At 47.9% G+C, this 17,110-nt stretch carries 13 protein-coding genes; all 13 read left to right on the top strand.

Features of this window, described 5'->3' with window-relative positions; all coding sequences use genetic code 11:
- Positions 1 to 20 precede the first annotated feature (20 nt).
- Positions 21 to 2,528 (top strand): stage II sporulation protein E, encoded by a 2,508-nt coding sequence (gene spoIIE / locus ACQW03_RS10920; RefSeq protein ID WP_441949672.1) that lies wholly within the window; start codon positions 21 to 23, stop codon positions 2,526 to 2,528.
- A 126-nt stretch (positions 2,529 to 2,654) separates the two neighbouring features.
- A complete protein-coding gene (locus ACQW03_RS10915) occupies positions 2,655 to 3,404 on the top strand; it encodes a hypothetical protein (RefSeq protein ID WP_441949670.1) in 750 nt (249 codons plus the stop codon).
- Positions 3,388 to 4,326, top strand: coding sequence for a protein kinase domain-containing protein (locus ACQW03_RS10910; RefSeq protein WP_023986445.1), 939 nt, complete (start codon positions 3,388 to 3,390; stop codon positions 4,324 to 4,326). Before ACQW03_RS10915 ends, ACQW03_RS10910 begins: the two co-directional genes overlap by 17 nt.
- Positions 4,327 to 4,392: 66 nt before the next feature.
- Complete coding sequence (tilS, locus tag ACQW03_RS10905) at positions 4,393 to 5,841, top strand: tRNA lysidine(34) synthetase TilS (RefSeq protein WP_441949668.1); 1,449 nt, start codon at positions 4,393 to 4,395, stop codon at positions 5,839 to 5,841.
- A 47-nt stretch (positions 5,842 to 5,888) separates the two neighbouring features.
- Entirely contained in the window at positions 5,889 to 6,428 is a 540-nt protein-coding gene (gene hpt / locus ACQW03_RS10900; protein WP_023986447.1) for a hypoxanthine phosphoribosyltransferase, read from the top strand.
- Positions 6,429 to 6,525: 97 nt separating this feature from the next.
- Positions 6,526 to 8,565, top strand: coding sequence for an ATP-dependent zinc metalloprotease FtsH (gene ftsH / locus ACQW03_RS10895; RefSeq protein WP_441949665.1), 2,040 nt, complete (start codon positions 6,526 to 6,528; stop codon positions 8,563 to 8,565).
- A gap of 277 nt (positions 8,566 to 8,842) precedes the next feature.
- Positions 8,843 to 10,456, top strand: coding sequence for an L-aspartate oxidase (nadB, locus tag ACQW03_RS10890; protein WP_441949663.1), 1,614 nt, complete (start codon positions 8,843 to 8,845; stop codon positions 10,454 to 10,456).
- On the top strand, positions 10,446 to 11,336 hold the full coding sequence (gene nadC / locus ACQW03_RS10885) for a carboxylating nicotinate-nucleotide diphosphorylase (protein ID WP_076294549.1): 891 nt from the start codon (positions 10,446 to 10,448) through the stop codon (positions 11,334 to 11,336). Before nadB ends, nadC begins: the two co-directional genes overlap by 11 nt.
- A gap of 6 nt (positions 11,337 to 11,342) precedes the next feature.
- Positions 11,343 to 12,110, top strand: a complete 768-nt coding sequence (locus tag ACQW03_RS10880) for a type III pantothenate kinase (protein ID WP_071639018.1) — start codon at positions 11,343 to 11,345, stop codon at positions 12,108 to 12,110.
- Between the two features lie 219 nt (positions 12,111 to 12,329).
- Positions 12,330 to 13,214: an Hsp33 family molecular chaperone HslO gene (gene hslO / locus ACQW03_RS10875; RefSeq protein WP_071639019.1), complete on the top strand. Its 885-nt coding sequence runs from the start codon at positions 12,330 to 12,332 to the stop codon at positions 13,212 to 13,214.
- 20 nt (positions 13,215 to 13,234) lie between these two features.
- Entirely contained in the window at positions 13,235 to 14,179 is a 945-nt protein-coding gene (locus ACQW03_RS10870; RefSeq protein WP_441949660.1) for a peptidyl-prolyl cis-trans isomerase, read from the top strand.
- A gap of 239 nt (positions 14,180 to 14,418) precedes the next feature.
- The gene (gene cysK / locus ACQW03_RS10865; protein WP_028542507.1) at positions 14,419 to 15,357 is read left to right on the top strand and encodes a cysteine synthase A; all 939 of its coding nucleotides are present in this window, start codon (positions 14,419 to 14,421) and stop codon (positions 15,355 to 15,357) included.
- A 126-nt stretch (positions 15,358 to 15,483) separates the two neighbouring features.
- Positions 15,484 to 17,106, top strand: a complete 1,623-nt coding sequence (locus ACQW03_RS10860) for an anthranilate synthase component I family protein (protein WP_441949658.1) — start codon at positions 15,484 to 15,486, stop codon at positions 17,104 to 17,106.
- Positions 17,107 to 17,110 lie beyond the last annotated feature (4 nt).

Below are 17,110 nucleotides of genomic sequence, written 5' to 3'. Positions count from 1 at the left end.
ATGAATGGGGTGCCTGACGCATGATGGAGAAATGGAACGTGGTACATTTTCCGGGGTTAAAATCTAGAAAGTCCAAATCCAAAGAGCGTACGGAAGGTTGGTCTTCCAGACTCAAGAAACGGCTGGAATCACATAAAGTGGTGCAATGGGTAACGGCGCAAAGATGGATGCTGCTATTGTCAGCTATGGGAGTTCTACTGGGACGCGCCACTATTTTGGACGAGCTTTCTCCCTTTGCCCTCGCTTATTTTGCGGTCATAACGTTTCTTCGGCGTGATCTGATGCTGCCTGTAGCTGTATCAGTTGTGTTAGGCAGCCTGTTAGCTCCTTACCCATCGTTATTTATGATTGGTGGCGAGCTACTGGTATTTTATCTCCTCTATCGCGGGCTACGAACCTTCGACCGTCTGGAATTATCCTATGCCCCGCTTATGGTTTTCTTGTCTGTGTTTATGGTCAATTTATTTAACGCCGTGATGGCTCCAACTTTTACATGGTATGAACTTATCATTGTGGGAACGGATGCGGTTCTCAGCTTTATGCTTACGCTGGTGTTCACGCAGGCCATACCGTTGTTTACGTACCGCAAGAAGACAAGCCAGCTCAAGAATGAGGAAATTTTATGTCTTATTATTTTATTAGCCTCTGTGATGACGGGAGCAGTAGGATGGACTGTTCATTCATTGTCTGTCGATCATGTACTGTCGCGATATTTGGTCTTGGTGTTTGCTTTGGTGGGAGGTGCTTCGCTCGGTGCATCGGTCGGTGTAATTACTGGCTTAATTTTAAGCTTGGCCAATATGTCTGCAATTGTGCAGATGAGTTTACTCGCTTTTGCAGGTTTGCTGGCAGGAATGCTGCGTGAAGGGAAAAAAGGTGCTGTTGCGCTTGGGATGCTGCTAGGCTCCTCAATTCTGACGATCTATTTGGACGGGACCGGAGACGTGCTGACGTCAACCTGGGAGAGCTGTGCGGCAATTCTATTATTCTTAATGACCCCAAAAAGTTTCTTTAAAGCGGTTTCTACCTATGTTCCCGGTACGCAGGACCACGCCAAATCTCAGCATGAGTATGCCAAAAGGGTCCGCGATCTCACCGCAGAGCGGGTAACGAAGTTTTCCCGTGTATTCAGTCAGCTATCCCGCAGCTTTCATCAGATATCTGCGAGTGAGAGTACGAAGTCGGAGGGTGAAATCGAACACTTTATGAATGCGGTGGCGGAAGGGACATGTGCCTCCTGCTTCAAGTGTGAGCAGTGCTGGGACGGCAAGTTTATGCAAACTCATCAGTATATGACGGAAATGATGAGCGCCATTGAGGATAACCCGGATTTGGAACCAGATCAGATACCGCCGCAATGGAGCAAGGCATGTGCTAAAACGGGCGCTGTCCTGCAAGTGATGAAGCAGCAGTATAGCCTCTACCAACATAATATGCAGTGGAAGCGCCAAGTATACGATAGTCGTCAGCTTGTTGCTGACCAACTATCGGGTGTATCACAAATCATGGAGGATTTAGCGCGAGAAATTCAGCGGGAAGGGCAGACCATGCATCGGCAGGAGGAGCAAATACGGGAGGCTCTTGATAGACTGGGCTTGTCCATTCAATCCATTGAGATCATTAACCTGGATGCAGGTCAGGTAGAAATTGAGATTGTCCATGCCTATACAAGGGGATTTGATGAATGTCGGAAAATCATTGCTCCACTTCTGTCGGACATACTGGACGAGCATATAGCTGTGATGCGCGAAACGGAGGCAGATCGCCGCCAAGGCTTGGCTACAGTCATGTTCGGCTCTGCTAAAACGTATGAGATTGCTACAGGAGTAGCTAGTGCCGCCAAAGGAGGCGATTTTTTCTCAGGAGACAGCTACAGCATGATGGAGCTAGGGAACGGGACTTTTGCAGTCTCTTTAAGCGATGGTATGGGGAACGGAGAGCGCGCGCAGCAAGAGAGCAGTGCAGCACTTAACATTTTGGAGGAATTACTGCAATCGGGTATGGACGAAAAATTGGCGATCAAGTCGGTTAACTCTGTCCTGATGCTGCGATCACCTGAGGAAATGTATGCTACGGTCGATATGGCGCTGATTGATCAGTACACGGCCCAGACAACCTTTATGAAGATTGGGTCTACGCCGAGTTTTATTAAAAGAGGGGAGGAGGTCATTCCTGTATCTGCCAGCAACTTGCCGATTGGCATTATACAGGATATTGAAATTGATCTGGTATCACTGCAGCTCCAGCCGGGTGATATTCTCATTATGATTACAGACGGTATATACGACTCACCGGGTTATGCGGTTAATAAGGAAATATGGATGAAACGCATGATTCAGGAAATTGAAAGCGAAGATCCACAGCAGTTGGCCGACTGTTTACTAGAAAGGGTTATTCGATACCAACAAAATCAAATCTATGATGATATGACAGTAGTCGTTAGTAAAATAGATCACTTCCGCCCAGAGTGGGCAACTCTCCATGTACCTGGCATGAGGTGGTTGGAACGTCCACGGACGGTGAGCTAATCCGACATTGCCCGGGAAATTCCTTATTCGTTTTTAAAAATCCGCATCCTTCGTTTGAATCGTTCCGGATTAGGCAAAGATAGAATCTATCGGGATAGATTAAGAGGAAGCGGAGGTCAAAAAACGATGAAGCAAATTTTGATCATTACAGACGGATGCTCGAATGTAGGTGTTAGTCCAGTCATAGCGGCTGCCCAAGCTTTACGGGAAGGTATTACAGTGAACGTCGCCGGAGTCATAGATTATGGAACTATTGGCGAGCTTGGCAGTGCGGAGATTCAAGAAATTGCTAAAGCAGGGGGAGGGTTTAGCCAAATCGTAGGGACGAAACAGTTGGCGCAGACCATGCAGATGATGACGCGCAAGACGGTGGTTCAAACCATTCAGCAGGCGGTTAATAGAGAGTTAACGCACATTCTGGGTGAGGGTGGCGCTAAACATATCGGCGAACTTCCTCCGGCCAAACGAGCCCAAGTAGTTGAGGTGATGGATGAGCTGACAGAAACAAGCACCCTGGAGATTGCTTTGCTCATTGATGCAAGTGCGAGCATGAAGCCCAAGCTACCTGCTGTAGAGGACAGCATTCGTGATTTGCTGCTCAGTTTACAGTCCAGAAGTGGACACAGCCGTATATCTGTATTTCATTTTCCGGGCGGAAAAATGGGAGAAGACGCAGTCATGGATATCGGTTGGACCTCTGAGCTTAACCAGATCAAATCGATATTTGGACGCTTGCGGATGAAAGGGGCAACACCGACAGGTCCTGCCATTTTACAAGTGATTGATTATTACCGATATGTTACACTAGGAGAACAGAAAGATCTGGAAGAATCCTATGGCAAAGGAGAAGGGATGCTCGGTGACTACGTCGTCTGATCCCGTTCTTGCACCCGGAACGGTCATCAAGGGCAAGTGGAAGCGGAGCAGCTATGTCATCCAGCGCTTGCTGGGCCGGGGAGCGAACGGAACTGTATATTTGGTAAAAGAAGCACAGGCCGATCGGCAATTTGCTCTGAAAATGGGGAAGAACACGCTTGATCTGCAATCAGAGATTAATGTGCTAACCACATTGCAGTCTCAGGGGACTCAGGCCGCCCTTCAGCGAAATGGAAATCCTTCCTTTTTGTTTGAGGTGGATGATGTAGTGTTACGCAGCGGAGAAATCCCCTTTTATGTTATGCGATATGTTAAGGGTGATCCGCTTCATCGTTTTGTGGCGGCCAAAGGGCCGGAATGGTATGGTGTGGCTGGAACCGGTATACTGAATCGTCTGGCGGATCTCCATCAGGCAGGATGGGTGTTTGGCGACCTGAAGCCGCAGAATATTTTGGTCAATGCCTATGGAGAGGCTGAATTAATTGACTACGGTGGGGTATCTCTTGCTGGTCGGAGTGTTAAACAATTTACAGAATGGTATGACAGGGGATTCTGGAATGCTGGCAGCCGAAATGCCGATTCCCAGTATGACCTATTTGCTTTCGCTCTTCTAACGATTCATATATTGGAGAGCGAATCGTTAAAGGCGGCTGCGAGCAGGCTGCCACAGTTGCGTAATACGGCAGAATTGACGGTCATCATTCGCCGCAGCCGTGTATTACGCCCCTATGCCGAATGGCTACTGGGTGCAGTGCGTGGAGAATATTCCGATACTCGTGCAGCGGCCCGATCTTGGTCACGTTTGGCTTCCGCACATGTCAGGCAATCGTCGGTCAAAAGAGGGAACCCACGCTGGCTGGGATATGCTTTTACGGTATCGCTTTTGCTGCTTGCCGGAGCGCTCTGGATTGCGTTAAGGTAGCAGCATGACTTACATAAGATAACAGATGATCATCATTTTTACGGTCGGGAGAAAAGAGGGTCGTGAATGGGAACAACAAAACCGACCGGTGTTGTACAGGAAGTGCTCGCCTTGGCGCGAGATCATTCACTGTGGAGCCCCGGAGACCGCATTGTGGTTGCTGTATCCGGTGGGCCGGATTCGGTGGCCCTTTTGCACATTTTACATGAAATATCCGTTATACATATGCCTTTACAACTCGTCTGCGCTCACGTTCATCATGGCTTCAGACCAGAGGAATCAGATGCGGAGGCTGAAGAGGTACGCAATATTGCCCGAAAGCTTGAACTTCCATTTGAAATGACTCGGGTGGATGTACCCGCTTATATGAAGGAGAGCGGGAAGGGACCACAGGAAGCAGCCCGCGAGCTGCGCTACAGCTTTTTACATGATATGGCTACAAAGTGGGAAGCACAGCATATTGCAATGGCCCACCACGGCGACGATCAAGCCGAAACGGTTCTCTTGCACTTGCTGCGTGGTAGCGGCCCAGCAGGTTTGGTGGGTATGCGTTTGGCGCGCAGGGAAAAAAATGTGCAACTCATTCGCCCGCTGCTACGTATGTACAAGGCTGACCTGATTGAGTTTTGTAACTTTTATGGTCTTTCCTATGTGATAGACAGCACTAATTCATCTTCCAAATACCGTCGTAACGCCATTCGCATGGATGTGCTTCCTTTTTTGGGGCAATATAATGAGCGACTGACACCGTCCCTAAACCGGCTGGCCGAAACGATGGCTGACGAAAATGACTTTATGGAGGCATCCACACTGTCGGCATACGAGAAAATGGTGCGCTTGGATAATGGCAGGTACATGTTTCCCATCGCTTCATACCGTAAGCTATCCGTTGCTTTACAACGGAGGTTGATTAAACTAATATTAAATTATCTGCCTTCGGACAGTGAAAATTTTGATTTTCGTAAAATTGAGACCGTTCGACTAAGACTTCTCCAAGAGGCATCGTCTACATGGAGTTTGGATTTGGGAGGCGGTGCGGTTGGAGTCCGCGAATATGACCAGGCGGTTTTGTTTGACCGTACGCAAGTCGTTATGGGCGAATGGTGCTATGGACTAAGTGTATTGCCTATTTCCGGTGAGCTAGAGTTGCCTGAGGCAGGTGGTATACTTCGGTGGCGAAGGGCTTCCTATTCGGATGCGGACCATCCGGCGAATAAGGAGGAAGCGTGGTTTGACGCAGATCAATTGAGTCTGCCTTTGACTGTACGCTCGCGATTACCTGGAGATACCATGTATGTAATGGGATTAAACGGAAGAAAAAAGGTTAAAGATATTTTTATTGATGAAAAAATACCTCCTTCAATGCGTTCCGTTATTCCCATCGTCTGCGACCACTCTGGGGCTATTCTCTGGATTCCGGGCGTACGACGTTCTGTACATGCCGCGGTGCAAAAGCACACGTCTTCGGTTATATATATGTCATGGCAAAGACGAGAGAGTCCGGGGCACCGGTAATTGCGCAGGAACGGCTTTCATAGTATAAACTTAGGAGGTTTACACCGTTGCAGAATGATATTCAGGAAATATTGATCAGCGAAGAAGAAATTCAGAGTAAAATTAAGGAATTGGGTGCACAGCTCAGCGTAAAATATGAAGGGAAAAATCCATTGGTGATTTGCGTGCTGAAAGGTGCGTTTATCTTTATGGCTGATTTGGTTAAATCCATTACAGTGCCGTTGGAGCTTGATTTCATGGCTGTATCAAGTTATGGAGCATCCACAAAATCCTCAGGTATCATCAAAATCATTAAAGATTTGGACGCATCTGTGGAAGGACGCGACGTTCTGATTGTCGAAGATATTATCGACAGCGGCCTGACGCTGACGCATTTGATTGAATTGCTTAAGAACCGTAATGCCAATTCGGTATGTGTCGTAACCTTGTTCGACAAGCCTGCACGCCGGACAGTTAATCTTGAAGCAGATTATACTGGATTTACGCTTCCAGATGCGTTTGTTGTCGGCTACGGTCTGGACTATGCCGAGCACTACCGGAACCTCCCATACATAGGGATTTTAAAGCCGGAAATCTACACCAGCTAATCTCAGCCTCCAGTCCTAGGACTAAATAAGGCCCTTTGTTGAGAAGGACTTACAGGCTATGGTAAAATAACTTAAGTGTCTCGAGAGGAGGTAGGGGATGAATCGGTTCATCCGGAATTCTGGTTTTTATTTGATTCTTTTTTTAGTTGTGGTGGGTATCGTTCAGTTTGTTAGCAACAGTAACGAAGCCTCCGATCTCCCTAGATATGACCAATTACGGCAAGAGGTTAAAGCTAATAACATCTCTAAAGTAACGGTCCAATTTGACGGTTACGCCTATCTTGTAACCGGTGCATATAAGAAGCAGCCGGCTAATGCTAAATCGACCAATTTTTCCGTATATGTTCCACCAACGGATCAAGCACTAAGTGAACTGGTGAATGCCAGCGAAACGAACGGGTTTGAATACGTGCAGAAGAAAATGGAAGGCGAAAGCATTTGGCTGACGTTTTTGACTTCTATCATTCCTTTGGTGATCATGTTCCTGTTGTTCTTCTTCCTGTTTAATCAGGCACAGGGCGGTGGCGGCAAAGTTATGAACTTCGGCAAGAGCAAAGCCCGTCTGTATAACGAAGAGAAGAAGAAGGTTACGTTCGAGGACGTGGCAGGGGCTGACGAAGAGAAGCAGGAGCTTGTCGAAGTCGTAGAATTCTTGAAGGACCCACGCAAGTTTGCAGCTGTGGGCGCTCGTATTCCAAAAGGTGTCCTGTTAGTGGGCCCTCCAGGTACGGGTAAAACACTCTTGGCGAGAGCTGTTGCAGGCGAGGCCGGAGTGCCGTTTTTCAGCATCTCGGGTTCTGATTTTGTAGAAATGTTTGTCGGGGTCGGTGCTTCCCGTGTTCGTGATTTGTTCGAGAACGCGAAGAAGAACGCACCTTGTATCATTTTCATTGATGAGATTGATGCCGTTGGACGTCAACGTGGTGCCGGATTGGGTGGCGGACATGATGAACGTGAGCAGACGCTCAACCAATTGCTCGTAGAGATGGATGGATTTGGCGCAAACGAAGGTATCATCATCGTAGCGGCTACAAACCGTCCGGATATTTTAGACCCGGCGTTGCTTCGTCCAGGACGTTTTGACCGTCAAATTACGGTTGACCGTCCAGATGTTAAAGGCCGTGAAGCAGTATTGTATGTACATGCTCGCAACAAGCCATTAACGAAGGATGTTAAACTGGACGTAATTGCGAAACGTACAACAGGCTTTACGGGCGCTGATCTGGAAAATCTGTTGAACGAAGCTGCCTTGTTGGCGGCTCGTCGTAACCGCAGAGATATTTCGATGCGAGAAGTAGATGAAGCTATCGACCGTGTTATCGTAGGTACAGAAAAACGCAGCCGCGTAATCAGTGACCGCGAAAAACGAATTGTTGCTTATCATGAAGCAGGCCATACGATTATTGGTTTCTTCTTGGAAAATGCCGACATGGTTCACAAGGTAACGATTATTCCACGTGGACGTGCAGGCGGATATGTCATCATGCTTCCGAAGGAAGACCGCATGCTGACTACCAAGCAGGAATTGCTGGACAAAATCACTGGATTGTTGGGTGGACGCGTATCCGAGGAACTGTTCATTGGTGAGATCGGAACGGGAGCCTATAGCGACTTCCAGCAAGCGACAAGCATTGCACGCAGCATGATCGTAGAATATGGTATGAGTGAGAAGCTTGGTCCAATGCAGTTCGGTACTTCACAAGGCCAAGTATTCCTTGGACGCGATATCGGTCATGAGCAGAACTACAGTGATCAGATCGCTTATCAGATTGACCAGGAGATGAATCGCTTCATCACTGAATCTTATGAGCGTGCTAGAGAACTCCTGACCAAGTATTCCAAAGAGGTTCATTTGATTGCTCAAACCTTGCTGGTAGAAGAAACCTTGGAACTTGAACAAATCAAACGTTTGATCGAGACAGGTTCTTTGGATGGTGGCACGACTGAGGGAGAAGGAACACCGGAAAATGGTGAGCCTGTGATCGACAACATTGGAGACGTCCGTGTACGTATTCAAGGTAAGGATGACGAGCCTAAGAATACAACGGATCAACCGAATGATATCCCTAATCTGCAAAAGCCAGAGGATGATAACAATTCGGGCAACTCCGGTAGTACTCCACCGACAACGACCTAATCATCCGATGGATAGTTGAATAAGCGTATATGTAAGCTCCGGGGAACCAGGTATTATGGGTTTTCCGGAGCTTTTTAAATGGAAGATTATCGCTAATGTGATTTGACAGACACCGGAACGTTGTGTACATTTATTGTTAAATAAACGGCTGTCGTCTTCTTAGCTTATAAAAGCCAACAGCCGCTGCAATCGACTTTCTATCATTTTGAACATATACGTGAGCGCATACTGTAGAACCTATGGTGTGCGCTATTCTTCTGTGAAATCAGGTGAAGGCATGATTCCAAGATATCTAGTTGATTTTGATGTAGCGGAATTGACCCGATTGAAGGCCGACGTGTTAATAATCGGCTCGGGCATTGCGGGCTTATATACGGCGATTAAGGCTGCGGAGAATCGGAAAGTGTTGCTGATTACCAAGAAGGCTTTAATGGAAAGCAACACGCGTTATGCTCAAGGCGGCATCGCTGCTGTCACATCGGACGAGGATACACCAGCTTATCATATGGAAGATACCCTGATTGCTGGTGCAGGTCTGTGTGAATGTGAGGCGGTCAGCACGCTTGTCCATGAAGGTCCAGTTGGTATTCAAGAGTTAATACGTTTGGGGACGGCTTTTGATCGTGTGGATGGTGACCTAGCGTTGACACGGGAAGGAGCACATAGTCATCGGCGTATTTTGCATGCAAATGGAGATGCTACGGGTTATGAGATTGTTCGTGCGTTGTCAAAGCAGGTTGCTGCCCATCCCGGTATCGAAGTGTGGGAAGAGTGCATGGTAATTGATCTGCTGACGGAGCATGGTGAGTGTATTGGGGCACTCGTCCAAAACCCAGGTGGGGAAAGGTCGTATATAACTGCTAATGCAACGATTTTGTGCTCAGGAGGTAGCGGGCAATTATACCGTTATACGACCAACCCGGATATTGCAACCGGGGATGGTATTGCTATGGCATATCGTGCTGGGGCGATTGTACGGGATATGGAATTCATACAGTTTCATCCTACGGCGTTGTGCCATCCGGGCGCTCCAAGGTTTCTAATTTCTGAAGCTGTACGGGGAGAAGGAGCTGTGTTACGCAGTATTCACGGAGAACGCTTCATGGACAAGTATGATTCCCGGCAGGAGCTTGCACCCAGAGATATCGTAGCTCGTGCTATCATTCATGAGATGGAACGCACCCAAGCTGCGTTTGTATACCTGGATATTACACACGAGCCGCCAGAGCGGGTGAAGCAACGTTTTCCAACCATTTATCGGACATGTCTGTCATTTGGTTTGGATATGACGACAGACTGGATCCCCATTGCGCCTGCTGCTCATTATATGATGGGTGGTGTTCAAACCAATTTACACGGGGAAAGCTCCATTGCGCGTTTGTTCGCCTGCGGGGAGACCTCTTCTACAGGTGTTCATGGAGCTAATCGTCTGGCAAGCAATTCGTTATCTGAAGCTATTGTATTCGCCAGCAGGATTATTGAGCGACTGCATTCATTGCCACCTCTGGTCGGCCATACGTTGATATCTTATAGCGATAACCGTACAGAGTTCCCGGCTTCATCCGTCGCGGAGCAGCGGCATAAGCTGCAAGAAGCAATGGTTCGTTATGCTGGAGTTCGGCGGCACGGCGAGGGGTTGCAAGCAGCATTAGATGAGCTGCAAGGGCAAATGCCTATTTTTGAGGGTGTGATCGCCAGCCGGGAAGAGATCGAATTTGCCAATTTGCTCACCTGTGCTTTATTAGTAACAGATGGTGCGCTGCTACGTGAGGAGAGCCGGGGAGCGCATTATCGCGAGGATTTTCCTGAGACAGATGATAGCGTCTGGCGAAAGCATGTTCAGCAGAGACGTGAGCAAGGGATAACGGAGGAGTACGTTCATGACATCTAACAGCGAGCTTTATGGAGAGTTTAGTGGATATCAGGAAGAACTGACAGCACAAATTCGCAGCTGGCTGCGAGAAGATACGGGCTCTGGCGATGTAACCACGCGCTGGACGATTGAGCAGGGCCACCAATCCAAGGCTGTCATTCATGCCAAGGAGAGCGGCGTGGTTGCCGGTTTACCCGTGGCTGCCCTTGTATTTCAGGTAGTGGACCCTTTCTTGTCGTTCACTCCGCTGGTGACGGATGGACAGTGGATTGAAAAGGGAAGCGTTTTGGCGGAAGTGACGGGGAGTACCCATGCAATTCTGACCGGAGAGCGATTGTCGTTAAATCTGCTCCAACGGATGTCTGGCATTGCCACGCGGACTCGAGCTTTTACAGATCAATTGCATGGTCTGTCCACTCGCTTGGTGGATACACGTAAAACAACACCGGGACATCGGCTGCTGGAGAAGTATGCTGTGCGTGTAGGCGGTGGCTCGAATCATCGCTTTGGCCTGTACGATGCTGTTATGATTAAGGATAATCATATTAAGGGTGCAGGTGGGATTGAACAGGCTGTAAGTCGAGCGCGCGCTAATATACCGCATACGATGACGATTGAAGTAGAGACGGAAAACATGAAACAAGTTCAGGAAGCCCTGGAAGCTGGGGCGGATATCATTATGCTGGATAACATGTCTGCCCCAGATATGAAGGAAGCCGTTCGGTTCATTCGGGAACGGGCACCACATGTCAAAACAGAAGCCTCGGGCAATGTATCGCTGGATACAGTGCGTGAGATGGCTGAGAGCGGCGTAGATGTGATTTCTGTAGGCAGGCTGACTTACTCTTTTCATAACCTAGATATCAGCCTTGACCTTAACGCAAAGAAAGATAGGTGACACCCATTGATTCTTGTAGTGGATGTAGGTAATACCAATATTGTTCTGGGGATATACGAAGGGCGGGAGCTGTTGCACCATTACCGGATCAGTACCTCCAGACAGACAACCGCAGATGAATACGGCGTACTCATACATAATCTTTTTAGTATGGGTGGCGTATTAAAGGATGACATCCAGGGAGTTATTATTTCCTCTGTCGTTCCGCCGTTGGTCCGTGTATTAGAAGAAATGTGCGATAAATACATAGGCAAAACGCCGTTAATCGTCGGACCGGGAATCAAGACCGGTCTTAACCTGCGTTATGAGAATCCACGTGAAGTAGGCGCGGATCGGATCGTGAACGCTGTTGCGGCAGTCGAACGGTTCGGCGGGCCACTGGTTGTGGTGGATTTTGGGACAGCGACGACGTTTGATTGTATTGACGATAAGGGAAACTACTTGGGCGGTGTCATTGTGCCGGGTATCGGGATTTCGACAGAGGCACTGTATCAACGGGCTTCCAAGCTACCCCGCATCGAGTTGGAGAAACCCAAAAAGGTTATTGGTCGTAATACGGTTCATGCCATGCAAGCTGGGATTATCTTCGGTTATGCTGGGCAAGTGGATGGCATTGTGCGGCGCATTAAGGAAGAAATGCAGGCGGAGCCTACAGTTATTGCTACCGGAGGTCTTGCAGAGCTAATCGCATCAGAGACAGAGAGCATTCAGAAAGTGTTGCCGATGTTGACGCTCGAAGGATTACGCATCATTTACCAACGTAACGCCGAATAAAAAAGTGGATATAAGCTGCCGCTGAGTCCAACCGAATGATCTTATCGGTTTGGATTAGCGGCGTTTTTCGTCTATACTGAAATATGTTACGTTTTTGAACAATTCGCGTGATCTGTAGATGCAGGTTGTTTATATAGTAGGAAATTATGCTTCAATGATGAGCAATACTAACGAAAATAAGCAGCATAGCTGTCCTGGTGAATAGGGGAGGATATCATTATGGAAAATAAGCAGGATCGACTTATTCGTGGCACAGCCATGGATGGGAGGGTTAGAGCTTTTGCTGTTCGGACAACTCAATTGGTAGAGGAATTGCGGAGAAGACATGATACGTATCCAACGGCTACCGCTGCTTTGGGGCGAACCCTCACAGCAGGTGCCATTATGGGTTCTATGCTAAAAGGCAAAGAGCGATTGACCATTCAAGTTAAAGGTGATGGACCGATTGGGCAAATCATCGTTGATGCCAATGCTGTAGGAGAAGTGCGAGGTTATGTTACTGAACCGCATGTGCATTTGCCAAGCAATAGTATGGGCAAACTGGATGTAGCGGGTGCCGTAGGTACAGAGGGGTTCATTCATATCATCAAGGATTTGGGGTTAAAAGAACCGTATCGCGGCAGTACTCCGATTATTTCCGGTGAACTGGGTGAGGACTTTACCTATTATTTTGCCAAATCGGAACAGACCCCGTCAGCGGTGGGCTTGGGTGTGCTGGTAGATACTGATAACTCGGTTATTGTGGCTGGTGGATTTATTATTCAGTTGCTTCCAGGCTTGAATGATGATGAGATTACTGCGATCGAAAATGCAGTCAGCTCCATTCCACCCGTTACTGCTTTGCTGGATCAAGGGTTGGAACTTGATGAAATGCTGCGCTGGATGCTGCCGGACGTTCGGATTCTCGATGAATTGGATATCCATTTTCAATGTGAGTGTTCACGTGAGCGCGTGGAAAAAACATTGATCAGTTTGGGAGAAAGCGAATTAGAGCAGTTAATTGAGGAAGAAGGACAGGCTGAGGTCGTATGTCACTTTTGTAATGAGGCTTATCAGTTTAATAAGGATGAATTGCAAAATCTGTTAGATCAAGCCAAATCCTAACCGGATGGGCGGTGCAAGCGATGACTACACGGGAAAAAGGATTATGGACAGCTGTCATTATTCTGACCGTTAGCGTCGCCGCCTTGGGTGGTCTTATCATGCTTCGGGGGCTGTCAAAGCCGGGTGATGTAAGCAAGGATGACGGCGATCATACTGTGGCGGAGATGGGTCAGGAAGGCATATCGGAGGAACAGTGGGTAGCGGAACTGAAAAAGCGATATGGAACCAATACGCTGCTGCAAATGTTGAATCGTAAAGCCGTGCAGGCTGAAACCAAGCGTCTTGGTATCAAGATCACCCAAGAGGATTTACAGCAGGTGCTGGAGCAGGATAGTAAAGGGTATGACTCAGATCATGCCTACTTTGATGAAATGCAGCGACAGTTTGGCTTAGATCCGGTTGACTTGCGGAATGAAGCGGAATACCGGATTGGTTTGGAGAAAATAGCCACGCAGGGTATTCAAGTTCAGGAAGCTGAGATTGACGAGTATTGGGAACAGCACCCTGAGGAATTTGCCTTCGGTAAGCAGATCCAATTGGCAGCTCTTTATGTGGATAATGCGGAGGAAGCAGAAGCGTTGCTAGATCGGGTCAAGCAGGGGGAGAGCTTCGATGTGCTGATTCAAGAGTACTCAGGTAAGCCCTTTGGCAAGGATAGTAGCGGGCAGTTGGGATGGGTGGATGAAAATGATCCATTGCAACCGGAGGCGATCATGAAGGCGGCGAGAGAGCTAAGCTCCGGGGATGTTGCAGGTCCGATCTCTGTTAACGATGGCTATGCTGTCATTTATGTACAGGATGTCCGGTTGAAGAGTTCTCCGGATAAGCAGCAGATCCGGCAGCAAATTCGCCGATCTCTTGCGCTTGCACAGGCCGCTCCTTTGGAAGAGGTCGAGAAGAGTCTACGTGATAAATATGGAGCGCGTATTTTATCTGGAAAAGATGCATCCTCTGCTGCTTTGTAACGTAGTGAAAGAATATTGGTTTGAAGGAAGCACGATGCTGATAACGCGGGTTGACAGCATCGCGGCTTACTCACTCGTATTGACATTGGAATTGAAGATTGTTATGATTAGCGTATAAAACCCACTATTTTTATCGGAAATTAAATGAACGGTACAAAATTAAAGTGATTGACTAAGATTGATCTACAATATGATTTCGCAATTTTTAATATATCATCTACAGTCAGGGAGGAATTATCATGGCTAAAGTTGTTAATAACATCACCGAACTTATCGGGGAAACTCCCCTCGTTCGGCTCAACCGGATCGTACCGGAAGATAGCGCCGAAATTTATTTGAAACTGGAATATCAGAACCCAGGCTCCAGTGTAAAAGATCGTATTGCGATTAGCATGGTAGAAGAAGCTGAACGTGAAGGTTTGCTTAAGCCAGGCGGTACGATTATTGAAGCAACTAGCGGTAATACAGGAATCGGCTTGGCTATGGTTGCTGCTGCGAAGGGCTATAAGGCAGTAATCGTTATGCCAGAAACGATGAGCATAGAGCGTCGTAATTTGTTGCGTGCTTATGGAGCCGAACTTGTGTTAACACCAGGATCAGAAGGCATGAACGGGTCCGTTAAGAAAATGGAAGAATTGCTGAGTGAAAATCCGGAATATTTTGCTGCTGAGCAGTTCAAAAACAAAGCTAATATCAAAATTCACCGTGAAACGACCGGTCCTGAGATTGTGGAAGCCATTCGTTCCATTGGCGGAACTCTGGACGCTTTTATAGCGGGAATAGGTACTGGTGGAACCATTTCTGGTGCCGGAGAAGTGCTTAAGAAAGAATTCCCTGATATTAAAGTTGTGGCTGTAGAGCCTGCCTCTTCCCCGCTGTTAGCAGGCGGTAAGCCAGGACCCCACAAGATTCAAGGGCTGGGTGCCAACTTTATTCCTGAAATTTTAAACCGTGATATCTATGATGAAATTATTCATGTAGAAAACGATGAAGCTTTCGAGGTAGCACGTAGAGTGGCCAAGGAAGAGGGCATTTTGTCCGGTATTTCATCTGGCGCGGCTGTTCATGCGGCTTTGAAACTTGCTAAGCAATTGGGCAAGGGTAAACGGATCGTTGTCATTGTTCCAAGTAATGGAGAACGTTACCTGAGTACACCACTATACAATTTCGAGCTGTAATTATGTCGTAATTGTGTATACTATACGTAAGGATTCCCTCATTTCCCTGTTGCAGGGGGGTGGGGGTTTCTTTTTAAGGAGAGAATATAGACTTATTGAAAAGTAGGGAAGGGGAAGCACACACGGATGAAATCGACAGCTAGAGTGACGGAGGCGCAGTGGCAGGTTTGGCAGGAGGAAGGCTGGAGCATACTTCCCTATATTGCTGAGTACTCATTACCCGTGGGGGGTCTACCGTCATCGTGGCAAAAGGCTTGGGAGGATTCGTCTCCATATGCCTTTTTGCTGGAGAGCGCTAAAGGTGGGAGGTACACCTATCTGGCCTTAAATCCGGTTGCTATATTGGAGGGCAAGGGAGAACATGCAGTTTGGACTGATTTGCAAAGCGGGAAACATGGAGAAATGCATGGTAAACCTTTGAAAGTCATGAGCAACTGGACCGCTCCTTACCGTGCGCCGCGTGTACCTGGCATGCCTTTTTTCTCTGGAGGATTTGCGGGTTATCTTGGCTACGATGTAGCTCGCTCGTTGGAGCGTTTGCCATCTCAAGCTGCAGACGATACGGGCATACCTGATTATGTATGGATGCGGGTGGATGAGCTATGGATTTATGATCACGAGAAATCCTGCATATATTGTGCTGTTCATATGCCCGCTCCTGCGCATTCCGATAAAGTCAGCAATAATACCGATTTGACCAATCATGCTATGCTGGATGGGCCGAATCCTATACTTTGCGAGCATTACGCGGAAGCTGCCCAACGTGCAGAACGTATGCTGACTCAGTGGAATAACATCATAAATGCAGGAGAGATTGATCCTGCGTACCCTCGTCGTTGTGCTAGGCTCGCCGAAGAAGGGTTAGAGGCCGCTCATCTTGAATCTGAAGGCTGGACAGCGGCATTCAACCAACAGGATTTTGAACAAGCCGTGAAACGTGTGCAGGAATACATTGCCCAAGGGGATGTGTTCCAGGTTAATTTGTCGATTCGTCAGCAACGTGCGCTTACAGCCCCCCCTGAAAATATATATGAATGGCTTCGTCTGCTGAATCCTTCCCCTTATATGGGTATGCTGCGTATGCCAGATTTACGGATCGTTAGTGGCTCGCCGGAATTGTTGGTGAAGCTGGAGAATGGACGTGTGAGCGCCCGACCTATTGCAGGTACGAGAAGAAGAGGGCTAACACCGGATGAAGATGCCGCTATGGCAGCAGAGCTTCTATCAAGCGAAAAAGAACGCGCCGAGCATATTATGCTCGTCGATCTGGAGCGTAACGATATCGGACGGATTGCCGAATACGGATCGGTGCATGTGCCTGAACTGCTGACGGTCGAATATTATTCGCACGTTATGCACCTGGTTTCTCAGGTTGAGGGAAAATTAGCCCCAGGTCGTACAGCTATAGATGTAATTGCTGCTATCTTTCCAGGCGGAACCATTACCGGGGCACCCAAGGTGCGCACCATGGAAATTATTGAAGAATTAGAGCCCGTTCGTCGGGGGCCTTATACAGGGTCCCTTGGATGGATTGACTATAACGGCAATATGGAATTAAATATTATAATAAGAACATTAGCTGTTAAAGGCAGCACTGCCTATTTACAGACAGGTGCGGGGATCGTCATCGATTCAGAGCCGTACAGGGAATACCGGGAATGTCGGAACAAGGCTAGAGCTGTCATGAAGGCGGTACAATGTGGTGAAGAAGAAGCCGCTCTGAGCAGAGGCGGTATCACAGGAGGGTGAGTCG

It is taken from the genome of Paenibacillus sp. DRB1-1 (assembly GCF_052119485.1).
In the GTDB taxonomy this organism is placed as follows: domain Bacteria; phylum Bacillota; class Bacilli; order Paenibacillales; family Paenibacillaceae; genus Paenibacillus; species Paenibacillus polymyxa_B.
This window is presented reverse-complemented; position numbering and strand designations above follow the sequence as displayed.